We start from the raw sequence: 14,804 nt of genomic DNA on the forward strand, positions 1-14,804 counted from the left end.
GAATAAGATCGTTTTTGACTTCTTAAATGAAAAAGGGCTGCATAAAAGTGCAGCCCTAAGAGAATCAAATTTTTTACGATTAGAAGTCGTAAGAAAGTCTTAAGTAGCCGAAGCGGCCAATGTTGTCATAACTCGCACTTCCTGAGCCAGTACCTATCGTACCGAATGGAAGTTTGCGGTTAAAGATGTTATCAACTCCTAGCTTAACGCCAAAACCGTTTTCGAAGTTATACCCAACTGTTGCATCAGAGATAACATAGGTACCAAATTTAGTTAAGCTATTTGGATTCGGGTTATCTTCTAGATCTTGGTCTGTATAAAGGCTTACCTCATCAATATAACGAGTATCAAGCGTAGTGAAGAAACCATCACGCTTATATGAGATTGAAAGGTTTGCCTGCCACTTCGCTTCGCCAGTTGTACCTGCATATTCGATATAATCTTCAGGTTGATCTTGGAAAGGATAGTCTTTACGTTCAATTAAGTACGTACCAATTAAACGTGTAGAGAAGTTACCTTCTAATGCATCAAAGTCATAACCTAACTCAAAGTCAACACCCGATGCTTCTTGACCAGAAACGTTTAATACCGAGTTTTGAATCAATGTAATTTCACTTGATGCGCTATCACGTGTAATTAAATTACAGTATTGGTTATTGATACCGCCTTCAGCGTCAACACAGCGATCAAGAATTTCTTGAGATGCAATTGTTGAGATTGCGTCTTCAAGTTCAATTTTCCAATAGTCGATTGTAACAACTGAGTTTTCTAGGAATGAAGGTTGGTAAACTAAACCAATAGTCGTACTAGTTGACTCTTCACCTTTCACATCTCGGTTACCACTTACTAAACCTTCAAGGGTTTGTGCATCGTAATCTGATTCAAAATCTGCAGGCACACCAAGGGCTGCACAGTTCGCGCGGCGTACTTCTGAATTTTGTAAATCATTTAAGTTATCAGCTAAACAAGGATCGTCAACACTGTAGAAGGTTTGGCTAGGTGCACCGAAGATTTCGCCAATGTTTGGTGCACGAAGAGCTTCAGATTGTGTTGCACGAACACGTAATTGGTCGTTAACAGTCCAATCTAAGCCCACTTTCCAGCTTGTTGCATCGCCAATTGTGCTGTAGTCAGCGTAACGTACCGCTGTATCTAGGACTAAGTCTTGTACAAGAGGTAAGTCGGCAAGAAGTGGGATTGATGCTTCGAAGTAAATTTCATTTACGTCAAACTCACCTTTGTCTTCACCCAGCGCGTTAAAGAACGTACCTACTGCGTTGTCTGGCTCTTCAGTTTCACTTTCTTCTTTACGGTATTCAACACCGGCAGCAAAACCAACATAGCCAGCTGGTAATTCATAAATTGCAGAGTTTGCAAGTGATGCTGTTACAACAGTTTGGGTGATTGTTGACGTACCTGTTGATACGGTATTGATATAGTCAATTGCTTCTTGGCTAGGTGCACCAAAGCCCATGATATTTACTGGTACACAGCCATCAGCACGTGCTTCTTCACTACGACAAACAATGTTGCCTGAACCATCATCAATAGCATCCAGGGCATTGTAATAGTTCGCCATGATCATATTTGCGCCATTAACGCGCTCTAGATCTGTTTGACCGTAAACAACCGATGCATCTAATTCCCAATCTGTAAATACAGTGCCTTTTAAGCCTGTAACAAAACGGGTTGTTTCACGTGTGTTGTTTTCTATACGACGACCTAAATCAGTCATCATACGGTTAACCATAATAGAGCTAACACCTTCTTGTTCCATTAGATTTTTAACACTAGAGTCAAGATAAGGGTTGTCAATCTTAATGCTGTTATTTGGATTAAAGAAGAAGAATGCTGGCTGACCTATGCTTTGGCCTTCGCTGTTAACGTATTTTGCTTCAAAGTAAGCATTCATATCTTCAGCAACGTCATAGTTAACTTTAAAGTTTACGTTGTAACGTTCAAATTCAGGTTGAATCTCATTGAATTGTGCAAGGTTAAACGAATCACAATTAGCACAAGATAAGCCGTCGACTTGGTCGCCAATATTGAGTTCGCGATAAGTGCCATCTGGGTTGAATGAGTTCACATAGCCATTACTTAACGCGAAAACACCTGCATTATTGATTGCATAGTAGCCGGCATTTGGTGTGTAGATAAAATCAGGGAAGTTTGGATCGTCTTTGTTTTCTTCAGTTTGCGCAGTGTTACGCATGCTACGATAAGAGCCGTCAGTCCATGGGTGATCAAGCGCATTGAGCGTATCTTGTGCTGAATACTCAACAGCAAAGGCTACATTACCACGGTCATTATCGAAGTTTGTGCCATATGAGAATGTCGCTTTTTCGTTATTGTAATCGCTAAGGTCAGACTCACCGCGAGTTACACTTGCACTAAAGCCTTCAATGTTCTTTTTCAGAATAAAGTTAACTACGCCTGTTACAGCGTCGGCACCATATACTGCAGATGCACCACCTGTGATGATCTCAACACGCTCTACCCATACACTAGGAATTGTATTGGTATCAACTGATTGAGAGCCCGCAGAGCTAGATACATGGCGTTTACCATTGACGAGTACTAGCGTACGGTCAGTACCCATGTTGCGTAAATCAAGAATGTTTAGGCCTGCAGTACCGATAAAGCGACCTGAGTTTGAAAGAGAAAAAGTATTACCAAGAGCTGGTAATTTATTTAGTGCCTCACCGATATTAACAGCGCCGGTATTAACTAAGTCATCACCACTGATAACCGTTACTGGAGCTGGAGCTATAGCACCTTCGCGTAAAATACGAGAACCTGTTACTTCGATTCGGTCGATTGATTTAGCACCTTGATCTTCAGCAGCCATCGATTGGCTAGAAATGGCAAGCGCCGATGAGCAAAGAGCGAGCTTGATGCTGGCACCTAAATAATTATTTTTTATCATTGTTTCACCTGTTATTTTATTGTTCTTTCCCTGGAAGGGTTTTGTTAAATATCGTTTCCAATATGTTAACGGTTGTTACTCTATCATTGTCCCTGTTTATTTCAAATAAAAAATACGTAGCAAAATGTATTAAGTTTAATTCATTTGTTTCAGTCACTTACGGGGAGGTTTTGTTTTTCATTTCAAAATTTAATGTTGGATTGTTTTTGTTTCTATAATTATGGTGGGGATATTGATGCGTTTATTTATATAATAGTGATGTGTTATGAACTTAATCTAAATGTCAGAATTAGGCTGTGCCTGAGTTTCGGTTTATAATGCTGCAATAGTTATATATATGAGAGTTTTATGAAATTTTTTATCGTTAGCTTATTGTTGTTTTATTCGAGTGTTGGTTCGGCTACCAGTATAGATCTTGAGGCCAATATGAAAAATATGGGACTTGCTTATAAAAACTCTGTACGTGCTAATGATCTTGCCACCTTTAATACAGCTATTGATGAATTTATTGAATTGTTAGAGACAGCTAAAACTGCTGATTTTAAACAGCATAAAACGGCGTCTTTAGAAGGGCTGAATAAAGTAATAAATCAAGCAAAACAAGCTAAGCAGCTTGCAAGTACTCATGGCCTTGAAGCTGCTAAGGCGCCGCTTAAATCTATTGATGAGCTCAGAAAAAAATATCATGAGCTACATGAGCCACCAGGCTTTTGGGAGTTGTTATTTGGTAAGTAAGTTAGATTTACTTTAATTTTAAAAAGGTGCCTCGGCACCTTTTTTAACGCTTTTTCTTTTTACCTTGAACTGCTTTAAAACGCGGATTGTCTTTATTAATAACATAGACACGACCCTTACGTTTTACGATTTGGCAGCCCTGGCGGTTCTTAGCACTTTTTAATGAACTTAATACTTTCATGTTCTTTCCTTATAGTAACTATTTGCTCGCTAAGTTTTTGAAACGACGATTAAATGCTGCTACACGTCCATCGCTTGCTAGGGCTTTTTGTTTACCAGTATAAAACGGATGAGAGTCGCTTGAGATATCAATTGGTACATAAGGGTAAGTTTTTCCCTCAAGTTCAATCGTACGCGAAGTTTTGATAGTAGAACCAATAATAAAGTAGCTGTCTGCTGCTGTATCATGAAAAGCGACTTGCTGGTAATCAGGGTGGATATTGGGCTTCATAATTCAACTCTATGTTATGTGATAATGTATCAACTATATAGTGGTTGTGTATTGATATCAAGATGAAAATAATTCTTATTTATTGTGTTCTGTTTTAAATTTATACAAGCTGAGCAATCAATAAGCAGTTAGCTTTAAAAAGCTGGATATTGTCGATAAGGCTGTTATAACTAGGTATGCGTGCTTATTTTAAAGAAGGATATGGAAGTGAATGATAAAACTAGCCGTGAAGAACTAGATCAAAATGTAATGAACATGCTTCGCGATAAAGACCATTCTATTTTAGCTAATCATGTAGATATTTTGTCTTGTAGTCACAACGATATTATTGAGCTGTTAGCACAATATTTAGCACTAAGTGAACAAGATGATGATGAACGTTTTGATACTTGGTTTGATAATCTAAGTAAAGAGCAACATACCGTCGTTAAAACTTTTGAAGTTTATCGCGGGCAGTATGAGCATTTAGATTCTTAATACCTATTCATGCTTGAATATATTGTGTTTAAGCATCATGTTTTATATGAAAAAAGCCACCCGAAGGCGGCTTTGCTGATTAGCGCTAACTAATTATTTGAGCATATAAGCACGTAATGTAAATTGCTCAGCTGTGCTTGTGCCATAATCACTTACAACAGTACGAATGTGGACAAAATCACCTGAGTTGCCATCATTTGGAATTGTCGCAATCCATTCACCATCAATATTTTGTATCTGTGCATCAACCCAGTTTTCTGGGGAGAACTTGTCTGATACAGGGCAGTAGATATATGCAGGAATTGAGGTAATTGCACACTCTTGACCATAGGCATATTGGAACTGTACGTCTGCTAATGGAACTTCGCCAACACCATCAAGTAAGCCTGATAACTTAACCTGTGCAGCTTCGCCTACATTCATCGTGTTTTCGATGTCTACAGGTAAATCAATCATAGGTATCAGTACTGGTTGTATACCTTGATGCTGCTCATTGGCAGTAAAAGTATAGAAGCCTTGGTATAGTGATCCTAGGTTGTCTTTAACAGGAGAGCGCTCACCAACACCACGTGCGTATGAACGCACCTCGAGTGTAATTTGGTGGTCGCCAGGCTCAAGAGTTAGGGTCCCTTGATAAGGGGATACCGGCTTACCATCTAAAGTTAAACCGAATGCCGAACTACCCATATAGCCAAACATCCCGTCGTGATTAGAGGCATCGCCAAAGGCTGCAATATTGAAGTGGAGTAAGTTAGTATCTCGGCGGATAATTGGCGAACCACTGCTGCCTAAGCTACCAGCACGAGGGCCTTTGAACCATGTTGTTGTTTCTTCTTCTGCGGGTGTCATTGTACGTGGACCATCAAAGTAAGCGCCAGAACTTTGCATTTGATAATTTGGCATGACGATATTCGTCCACGCATTCTTCGTTGTGGCTGTGTAATACTCTTCACGTACATGAGGTAGCATGATCATCTGTGTACTACCTGTAGAGTAAAACTCACCTGTACTGTTGGTCATTGCCATCGCATCAGTCCAAGACGGACGTTCATCATTTTGTGAATGATAAGAAGCGGTGATCTTATGCATCTTATGTTCAGTGATATTGATTTGACCTGATTGAATACGACCATCAGTAATATGATTAATAGAGTAGGCATAAGGTGAGCGTTCGGCTGCAATCCCTGACCAACTTACCATATTATTACCTGCTTCGATCTCAGTCATAAGCGTTTCACCTTGCTCAGAACTAATACCAATTACAGGTATTTTAGGTGTGCCTGTAATGGTTCCTTTATAGCGACCTGCACGAGATGGACGATAGAAGATTACGCCAATGGCGCCATTCTTCATCGCGTTACCAACCATGTAAGAAGTTAGATAATAAGGGTTAGTAATAAGGGCTATTTTACCTTCTAACTGAAATTGACTCCAGTCAGTGCTATAACCTGCATCACCTACTGGTACTACTTCAGCAGAGCCTTCGCCATGAAAAGAAAGTGCTAAGCCTTGCTTAATATAGTCAAGCTCAACGCCATTTTGCATTTTTACCGTTGTTTCTGGTGCAAGTGCGCGTGTAGTGACAAATGAGCGGAAACGATCATCATGACCTTGAGACCATGCAAACATATCACTTACATAATCTGGTGCCATTTCAATGCCGGCTAGTTTCGCTACTTTTTCATCGTCTAGGGCATAGGTGAAACCAAAAGAATAACCTTGAGGAGCAAGAGGTTGTTCAGCTTTGAAGGTTACTTGTTGAGCTGTTCGAGCATCTAAATCAATTACTGTAGTACTATCAATTTTTCTATTTAGAACGGCCATTTGCGCTGCTGAATCAACGAGACCTGAATTTGAGTCAGGGTTATCGTAAGTCATGATATTAGCCACAATAGTATAGTAACCAGCAGGTACTTCAGCTTCTGCTTTCCCACCATTTAGTCGGACAAGTGAACCCCAATCATCTTCTTCATTAATTAGATACACCTTTGAAGGAGCACTTGCACGATTACCCCAACGGTCAGTTAAGTTGACTGTGAGAGAAACTTTTGGTTGATCTATCCAAAAAGAGACGGGAACAATAAGTTGCTCATTGCTTTGGCTTGTTGAAGTACCTGTAATACGACCAGTAATCGCTCCGTATGCACCGTTTCTCAATGCAACAGACGGGTCGATCCACATTGGTACTTGCGCTTCGCCATTGGCTGGTATTGTAATTGATTTAGCAGCTAGTCCTGCCAGTGTCGCTGGTAATTGTGTTTTACCATCTTCACCAATTAAATCGAGTTTTAATTTTAGGGTGATATCTTTATGCGAGATATTTTTTAAGGTTACTGATGTTTCAGTAAAAGCATCGTTTTCAGTATGCTTAAAAAAGCCAAGTTCTCTGTTAGGTGGGGCAATGATGGCTTGATCAATCGCGCGATTGATATCCATCGGGCCTGCGCCTTGCTCAAGTACATGTGAATCGGTTATTTTTACAGATGAAGTCAGTACATCTTTTATTTGTTGTGGTGTTAAATCATGGCGGGCCTGCATGACAATAGCTGCTCCTCCAGCTACGTGGGGGGCTGACATCGATGTACCAGAGTAAACTCGGTATGCAGTATCACCTAAGCCACCCGATGCAGCTGCTACAACTGACACACCTTGTGAGGTAATATCTGGTTTTGCTGAGTGACCATCTGGTGATGGACCGCGTGAAGAGAACGAAGCTGTATTACCGTCACGATCTATAGCACCAACGGTTAGTGCACTTGGAGCACAGCCCGGTGAACCAATAGTTTCACGGGTAAAACTATTACCTGCCGAGATAATAAATAATGCCTTCTCGCTAAGAGCTTCAACCATGTCAACGAGTGGGCCACTACAAGTTGTTGCCGTACCGCCGAGAGACATATTAACAATATCTGCTTGTTCATCCATGACAGCCCAATACATCCCATTTAGGATTCCTAGTGTTGAACCGCCGCCATTATTACCAAGTACCTTACCGATTATAAGCTCTGAACCGGGTGCAACACCGACCCATTTACCATCAGATTCGTGACCATTACCAGCCACGGTTGAAGCAGTGTGTGTACCGTGACCATTTATATCGTCAACACCGTTACTTGAATATGTAAAATCACGAGATGCAACTACACGTCCATGTAAATCAGGGTGTTCAGTGTCATAGCCTGTATCAAGAACGGCTACTTTAATACCTGCTCCATTGTAGTTAATGGCTGCTTCACCATAAGCGCCGGTTAAAGGTACTGTCGGTGTTAATGTCTCTGACTTTGAGACTTTATGAGCATGAACGATAGCATCTAACCAAATACCTTCTACATCAGCTTGTGATGCTAGCGTTTGCCAAGCTTGAGCGGCTTTATCTTTACTAATTGCGAATGCTGCACTGTCGATAAGTTCTATCTCGCTAGTCAATGATATGCCTGCAAATGTCTTTGGTACTGCCGTACCTGCAAGGCTGCCATCGCGATATTCAACAATTATAGGCAGTACATCAGTAGATGCATCATCATAACCAGACTCGTAAAGTTTATTGATATTAAATAATTCCATATCAATTGATTGTGAATTTACAAGGGCTTGTGCTTGCGTTGGGATAACATAAGTACTTTTACCACGTTTAAAAATACTCGTAATTGCATCAGAGCCATCTGCATTGAGTAAACGAATACCACCTAACTCACCGTTTTTATTGACGACCGCAGATACTTTGTCACCTGTAATCAGTGTAAAGGTAAGCGCATCTGTTTTTGTTTTAGTGATGGCAACATCTTGTGCCATTGCTGGTTGCGCTAAACTCAAGCCGAGCATAGCCAAGTAGGTCGCATTTATGCGACCAAGCCTTGAAAAAGGTTTCATCTTTCAATCCTTCATTTATGATTTAATTAGTTGAGAAGAGAAGAGCACTGTTCATTGTTAATGTGTATTGCACTCGCAACTTAAGTAACTCAACTAGATCAATCTAACGATTAAAAATATGAAAACCTACAAAACAAAAGTAGCAAATTGTATTAACTAAACGGTAACAATTTAAACGTTGCTGTAACTTTGTCCGGTCGTTCAGTTTTGCTTCATTTTAGAGTGGCAAATTAATCGGGTTATTTTATTGATAGGTCGTATTTAGTGACCACGTTATCTATATAACGATGTCTTAGAGTGTTTTTACCCTCGTTTCCAGTACCATAACTTAAAGCGCGGTTCATTAATTTGAGAGCTTTATGTAAGCTTTGTCGCTCCTCCAAAGTTAAGCCGATTTTAGTGCGTAGCTCAGTAATATCATCAATAAGTAATTTAGCGACATCTAGCTGCACTGCTTCTTCAACTAAGCCATTTTGTGTGAGGACGCCATATTTGCTGCATAAAAACTGTTGCCATACTTGTTGTAAATGTTCCTCAATTTCACTACCAAACAACTCTTCATTTATTGCAAATCCTTGCTCGGCCAGTTTACTCAGATGATTTGAATATTGCTGGGCAAAATAATTAAATGCTTGGCAAGATGAAGTAATGTCGTGCTTAATAATTAATTGCCCCCAACTCGCCGCGCCACGAGGGTAGTAGTCTTGATATTCTTCACATTGGTAAATACCTGAATATGAACTGCACTCTAACTGACTCTGCAAACAGTAACTTGGCTTTGGAAATAAACTACTTTGCTGCCATTCTGATAAGGTTTCCTCATCAATTGATAGGGTCTGACACAGCTCTTCGGTAGTGTAAAAGTAGGTTGCCAAAAATTTAGAAAGTTGCATTGTCAAATACTCGTTATAAATACTGTTAATATATACAGTGTTTGATTTTGGCTTAACTTTGATTTTTTCTCAAGTATTTTTATTTATTACAGCTCACTACTCGGAAAATGGCTGTGTTTATGATACAACTAGCGCAAATTTTCCAAACATTAAAAAAGTTATGCGCAACCTAGAAACAATTAAACAAGCAAGTTTGATCACCGCTATAAAAACACCATATTTAACGAATGGTGAAATTGACCTTGCTTGCTATGACGGCCTTGTTGAGCAACAAATTGCAGCTGGCGTTGATGGCATTATTGTGGGCGGTACCACAGGTGAAGGCCAACTAATGAATTGGGAAGAACACTTAATGCTGATTGCACATAGTGTTAGCAAATTCTCAGATCGTTTACTAATTGTAGGTAATACGGGTAGTAACAATACCCGTGAAGCGATTAAAGCAACCGAGTATGGTTTTGCTACAGGGATGGATGCTGCGCTACAAATCAATCCATATTACGGGCGTACGTCTTTGGCCGGAGTAAAAGAACACTTTAATCGTTTACTAGATATTGGTCCTGCGTTTATTTACAACGTAGCAGGTCGTACAGGTCAAGATCTAACCCCCGATATCATTGAACCACTCGCTAAGCACGAAAACTTTATTGGTGTAAAAGAGTGCGGTGGCAATGAGCGAATTGCTCATTATGAACAGCAAGGCATTGCTTGTTGGTCAGGTAACGACGATGAAGCGCATGATGCAAGACACATTCATAAAGCCCACGGTGTTATCTCGGTTACATCTAATATTATTCCAGGCTTATTCCGTCACTTGATGAATGAAAAGAATGATGCATTAAACGCAAAATTACAGCCTTTAATGGGGTGGTTGTTTTGCGAGCCTAATCCAATTGCGATAAATACTGCTCTGATGATGACAGGTGCGGTGAACCCTGTTTTCCGTCTACCTTATGTGCCACTATCAAATGAGCAACAAAAAATAGGGTTAGCATATATTAACGAACTTGATATTGCTGATATAGTAGGCGAAAAAGCACAACTTTTAGCTGAAAAAGACGTCATTTTACGATAAAAATGAATGAGTGCTTAATTACTTTTGTAATTAAGCACCATTGTTTTACTTTTTTGTAGCTAATAGGTAAAATTAGCAATCGTTTGGCGTTATAAGAATAATACTTGTGAAATTTGTTGTTGATAATCTGTGTTTATGGGTTGCACCCGAGCAACAAGTAGCAGGATTAAGCCACCTCGATCTTCTCGACCTTGATTTAAGCTGGGTTGCACCTATGCAGCGTCGCCGTTTAAGCCCTTTCATGAAAATGGCTCTTCATACTATGCATCAAGCACAAGGGAATCACGAGCAGCTCGCCGTAAATTTTTCATCGCGTCATGGCGACTTACCAAAAACGGCGAATCTATTACATTCACTAGTTGAACAAGAGCCTCTTTCTCCTACCGCATTTGGTTTGAGTGTGCACAATGCCGCAACCGGGTTGTTCTCTATTATTGCAAAAAATAAAGCACCAATGAATGCCATCGCAGGTGGGCAAGACAGTATTATTTCTGCCATGATCGATGGCTTTGCACGTGTTCATATTGGTGTTGAGCAGCAAATTTTAATAGCCCATGCCGAAAGCGTATTACCCGATGAATACTTACCATTTAGCGATGAGCAACAAATTGCTCATAGTGTGTCGTTTGTATTATCAAAAGCACAGATCGGTAAGCCGTATTTTGAATTAATAAAACTTCCTGAATCAGAACATACGCAAAGTGACTCATGTTTACCATTGAGTTTGCAATTGGCAGCTGCTTTAACAAGCAAAGGAACACAATCGCTGCTTTCACATCAACAATCAGCTTGGATGCTACAGTACCATGGCGACTAACTTTTATATAAAGTTGAATAAAATTTGGCGTGTATTGGCAACGGGGTTTTGTTTTACTGTATTTGGTTTTGGCGGTATTCTTCTAACCTTATTGGTTTTACCTATCCAACGCTTATTTGAACCCTGCCAAGCAAAACGTAAGCAAAAAGCGCGTTTAACGGTTCATTATAGTTTTAAATTTTTTGTTGCCTTGATGCATTACACTGGTGCTATCCATTTTTCGGTGCATGATAAACAGCGATTTCATGATCTTAAAGGGCAACTTGTACTTGCCAATCATCCTTCATTAATTGATGTTGTGGTGCTGATATCTGTCATTAAAAATGCTGACTGCGTGGTCAAAGCACACCTATTTAAAAATCCATTTATGCGCGGTGTAATTAAGGGCACAGGTTATATTAGTAATGAAGACCCACAAGAGTTACTAAACGAATGTGAAGCATCACTTGCTGCTGGAAATAACCTGATTATCTTTCCTGAAGGCACCCGCACAACCCCTGGTGAACAGTTAAAATTTAAGCGTGGCGCTGCGAATATTGCTGCTCGCTGTAAAGCCCCTATTACCTCAGTGCTGATTAGTATGAAACCAAGTACTTTGACCAAAGGCACACCATGGTATTGCGTCGCAGCAACAAAAGCGCATTTTGAAATGCGCTTTGCCAGTGACCCATTTACATTTAATGACACACTTAATAATGAACAACCCGCTATGCAAGCACGACAATTAACCCGTGATTTGCAACATTACTTTTCAGAGGAACTCAGGCACCTATGACTGAACTAAAGAACAAAATAAAACAATTAATCATTAGCAGCTTAGATCTTGAAGATATTACCGTGGATGATATTGAAAATGACCAACCTCTATTTGTTGATGGTTTAGGTCTAGATAGCATCGATGCGCTTGAGCTTGGTTTAGCCATTAAAAAAGAGTTTAACGTTAAAATTGACGCAAACTCAGAACAAACAAAAGCCCATTTTGCATCAGTAGATGCACTGGCAGAATTTATTAACCAACACCAATCATAATACAGACTTAGAAGTAGGAATAAGCATGAAAACCGCTGCTGACATTTACAACGTTTTACAGGGCATTTTAGTAGATGAATTTGAGATTGATGCTGATGATATCAGCCTAGATGCGCACCTGTATCAAGACTTAGATCTTGATAGCATTGATGCTGTTGACTTAGTTGTAAAGTTACGCGAAATCACTGGCAAAAAAATTGAGCCAGATGCATTTAAACAAGTGCGTACTGTGCAAGATGTGGTAAACGAAGTAGAAAAACTCGTTTCATAAACATTATTATGCTCAAAGCGATAACCACAACACTGCTCTTAGTGTGCTTATCTTTATACCCGTTTATTGTGTATTTTGGATTACAGCATATCTCATTAAGGCAAGTGAGCTTGGTACTGATGGTATTGGTCGGCTTAAGGCTTTTGCTTAGCAAAAAGCTGCTCAAATCTATGCCATGGATAAAACCCGCCTCTATTTTGGCAATTATCGCTTTAGCAACAACGCAGTTTTTTAACAGTGATCTGGGCTTAAAACTTTACCCAGTCATTATAAATACAGTAATGGCAATCACCTTTGCTTATTCGCTGAAAAATGGCCCAACAGTCATTGAGAGTTTTGCTCGAATTAAAGAGCCTGATCTTGATGAAAAAGGGGTTAATTACACGCGCCAAGTTACTAAAGTATGGTGCGCGTTTTTTATTATTAATGGCAGTATTGCGTTATACACTAGCCTATTTACTTCGTTAAAGACATGGACTCTGTACAACGGATTAATAGCCTATATTCTGATAGCTCTCTTAGGCCTTGTGGAATGGCTTGTAAGACAAAAGGTTAAAAGTAATGGTAGCGAGTAACCTGAAATTTCACCCAGACGCTGCATTTGTTGTTGCAGGGCAGCCAATAACACAAACACAGTTTTATGCTGATATTGCGGCTTATCAAAGTAAGCTCACAGCGCTGAAAACTGGCAGCCATGTAGTGTTATTCCATCCTGATACCTACCAATTTGCAGTGCGCTTATTTGCTTTAGCCTGTAGTGGTCATAATGTCATTTTGCCACCTAATGGTCAGCATGAAACATTAAGTTTATTGCTTGCGCAGTCTGCTTTTTTTGCTGGTGATGCAACTAATATCGATGACGATGTGTTATTTACCAACCTTGAACAAAGCCTTGGTCACACGCCTTTGCAAACTAACCGTTTACAATGGCCAACAAACACTGCTGTTATATTTTATACGTCAGGCTCATCAGGACAATCTAAACCGATTGTGAAACCGTGGCGGGTATTAAATAGAGAACTCGCAGTATTATCAATGTCATTTGACTTACCACGTCAATTTACGTTTTTAGCGACCGTATCGCATCAACATATTTATGGCTTATTGTTCCGTTTACTTTGGCCGTTGTCTAAGGGTCATATAATTGATAGCGAGCAAATTCAGTATCCAGAACATATCGCGCAAAGGTTAAAAACCATTCGATATGCTGTGCTCGTTTCAAGCCCAGCACAGCTTGGCCGTTTATGTGCTGATAATGTGTTAATACCTGAACGCGACAAAATTAAGTGGTTATTTTCCTCTGGCGGACCACTCAATAATGAGCATGCCGAAACTTTATTTAATCAGTTAGCTCGCCCTGCTACCCAAGTCTTTGGAAGTACAGAGACTGGCGGTATTGCTTATCGACAAGTTACGCAGGCGGCGGTCGATGTACCATGGCAGCCGTTTAATGGTAATTTTTTATCGTTAAATCATGAAGGGCGATTGATGCTAGATTCTGCGATTTTAGAGCAATCGAACTTTCCTTTAGATGATAGAGCACTCGTTCATAAAAATGGTCAATTTAAACTGTTGGGCCGTATAGACAGAACGATAAAAATTGAAGAAAAACGTTTAAATTTAGATGAGCTTGAGAGTTATCTGCAAAACCATGACTGGGTAAAAGAAGTAAAAGTAGTGGTTATTCCAGCCAAGCGTGTACAAATTGGTGCGGTGGTTGTGCTCAGTGATGAAGCTAATAAAGAGCTTGAACAACACGGTAAATTAGCAATAAACCGCGCATTACAAGCGCACCTCTCAAACCGCTTTGAACGTATTTGCTTACCACGTAAATGGCGCTACATCGATGCACTTCCTTTTAACAGCCAAGCTAAATTAAGTTTAAAAACATTGGAGCAGTATTTTGCCAAGCCTGAATAACGTAACCCCAGAGGTGGCCGTTTTATCACAAACTGAAACTAGCGTGAGTTTAGCGTTAACCATTGCAGCTGATTTAGATTATTTTCGCGGCCACTTTCCAGATGCGCCAATTTTAGCAGGCGTAGTACAGCTGGATTGGGCAGTAAAATATGCTCAGCAATATTTGGGTTTTGGCAAACTTGTACAAGATTTAGAAGTGTTAAAGTTTCAGGTAGTAACAACCCCTGATATGACGGTAAACCTAACCCTTGAGCGTAATGCAAAAGGTAAGTGCTTGTTTAGCTATCAATCAGACAAAGGCCAGCATGCGTCTGGTCGAATTGTATTTTGTGATTAAGCC

Annotated in this window: 15 protein-coding genes; 10 read left to right on the top strand and 5 right to left on the bottom strand. The window is 39.9% G+C overall.

From position 1 onward, the window contains the following. Window positions 1-79 precede the first annotated feature (79 nt). Window positions 80-2,926 carry a TonB-dependent receptor gene (locus L1D46_RS05825; RefSeq protein WP_130052727.1) on the bottom strand — a complete coding sequence of 949 codons (2,847 nt, stop codon included), beginning with the start codon at window positions 2,924-2,926 and terminating at the stop codon, window positions 80-82. Window positions 2,927-3,274: 348 nt separating this feature from the next. On the opposite strand from L1D46_RS05825, the gene L1D46_RS05830 reads away from it, so the two are divergent. After that, the gene (locus L1D46_RS05830) at window positions 3,275-3,661 is read left to right on the top strand and encodes a cytochrome b562 (RefSeq protein WP_130052726.1); all 387 of its coding nucleotides are present in this window, start codon (window positions 3,275-3,277) and stop codon (window positions 3,659-3,661) included. A 43-nt stretch (window positions 3,662-3,704) separates the two neighbouring features. On the opposite strand, the gene ykgO is transcribed toward L1D46_RS05830, so the two are convergent. Both ykgO and L1D46_RS05840 read right to left on the bottom strand, forming a co-directional pair. Next, the gene (gene ykgO, locus L1D46_RS05835) at window positions 3,705-3,842 is read right to left on the bottom strand and encodes a type B 50S ribosomal protein L36 (protein WP_130052725.1); all 138 of its coding nucleotides are present in this window, start codon (window positions 3,840-3,842) and stop codon (window positions 3,705-3,707) included. Window positions 3,843-3,860: 18 nt separating this feature from the next. Further along, window positions 3,861-4,112, bottom strand: a complete 252-nt coding sequence (locus L1D46_RS05840; RefSeq protein WP_130052724.1) for a type B 50S ribosomal protein L31 — start codon at window positions 4,110-4,112, stop codon at window positions 3,861-3,863. 207 nt (window positions 4,113-4,319) lie between these two features. Between L1D46_RS05840 and L1D46_RS05845 the strand changes: the two genes are divergently transcribed. Continuing rightward, complete coding sequence (locus tag L1D46_RS05845) at window positions 4,320-4,589, top strand: hypothetical protein (RefSeq protein WP_130052723.1); 270 nt, start codon at window positions 4,320-4,322, stop codon at window positions 4,587-4,589. A 93-nt stretch (window positions 4,590-4,682) separates the two neighbouring features. Here L1D46_RS05845 and L1D46_RS05850 read toward each other — a convergent pair whose 3' ends face one another. Beyond that, a complete protein-coding gene (locus L1D46_RS05850; protein WP_167657506.1) occupies window positions 4,683-8,459 on the bottom strand; it encodes a S8 family serine peptidase in 3,777 nt (1,258 codons plus the stop codon). A gap of 239 nt (window positions 8,460-8,698) precedes the next feature. Next, window positions 8,699-9,352 (bottom strand): DUF6058 family natural product biosynthesis protein, encoded by a 654-nt coding sequence (locus L1D46_RS05855; RefSeq protein WP_130052721.1) that lies wholly within the window; start codon window positions 9,350-9,352, stop codon window positions 8,699-8,701. A 160-nt stretch (window positions 9,353-9,512) separates the two neighbouring features. Between L1D46_RS05855 and dapA the strand changes: the two genes are divergently transcribed. The 8 genes from dapA (at window position 9,513) to L1D46_RS05895 (ending at window position 14,801) form a co-directional block, all read left to right on the top strand. After that, on the top strand, window positions 9,513-10,427 hold the full coding sequence (gene dapA, locus L1D46_RS05860) for a 4-hydroxy-tetrahydrodipicolinate synthase (RefSeq protein ID WP_130053029.1): 915 nt from the start codon (window positions 9,513-9,515) through the stop codon (window positions 10,425-10,427). Between the two features lie 106 nt (window positions 10,428-10,533). Beyond that, on the top strand, window positions 10,534-11,244 hold the full coding sequence (locus tag L1D46_RS05865) for a beta-ketoacyl synthase chain length factor (protein WP_130052720.1): 711 nt from the start codon (window positions 10,534-10,536) through the stop codon (window positions 11,242-11,244). Beyond that, window positions 11,234-12,019, top strand: coding sequence for a lysophospholipid acyltransferase family protein (locus tag L1D46_RS05870; protein ID WP_130052719.1), 786 nt, complete (start codon window positions 11,234-11,236; stop codon window positions 12,017-12,019). The genes L1D46_RS05865 and L1D46_RS05870 overlap by 11 nt, the downstream gene beginning before the upstream one ends. After that, a complete protein-coding gene (locus L1D46_RS05875) occupies window positions 12,016-12,273 on the top strand; it encodes a phosphopantetheine-binding protein (RefSeq protein ID WP_054554555.1) in 258 nt (85 codons plus the stop codon). Before L1D46_RS05870 ends, L1D46_RS05875 begins: the two co-directional genes overlap by 4 nt. A 25-nt stretch (window positions 12,274-12,298) precedes the next feature. Continuing rightward, window positions 12,299-12,544, top strand: a complete 246-nt coding sequence (locus L1D46_RS05880; protein ID WP_054554554.1) for an acyl carrier protein — start codon at window positions 12,299-12,301, stop codon at window positions 12,542-12,544. A gap of 8 nt (window positions 12,545-12,552) precedes the next feature. Then, a complete protein-coding gene (locus L1D46_RS05885) occupies window positions 12,553-13,119 on the top strand; it encodes a hypothetical protein (RefSeq protein ID WP_130052718.1) in 567 nt (188 codons plus the stop codon). After that, the gene (locus tag L1D46_RS05890; RefSeq protein ID WP_130052717.1) at window positions 13,106-14,464 is read left to right on the top strand and encodes a class I adenylate-forming enzyme family protein; all 1,359 of its coding nucleotides are present in this window, start codon (window positions 13,106-13,108) and stop codon (window positions 14,462-14,464) included. Before L1D46_RS05885 ends, L1D46_RS05890 begins: the two co-directional genes overlap by 14 nt. After that, window positions 14,448-14,801 (top strand): thioester dehydrase, encoded by a 354-nt coding sequence (locus L1D46_RS05895; protein ID WP_063707686.1) that lies wholly within the window; start codon window positions 14,448-14,450, stop codon window positions 14,799-14,801. Before L1D46_RS05890 ends, L1D46_RS05895 begins: the two co-directional genes overlap by 17 nt. Window positions 14,802-14,804: the final 3 nt, after the last annotated feature.

The sequence above is a fragment of the Pseudoalteromonas sp. Isolate3 genome, assembly GCF_022398505.1.
GTDB classification, from domain to species: domain Bacteria; phylum Pseudomonadota; class Gammaproteobacteria; order Enterobacterales; family Alteromonadaceae; genus Pseudoalteromonas; species Pseudoalteromonas apostichopi.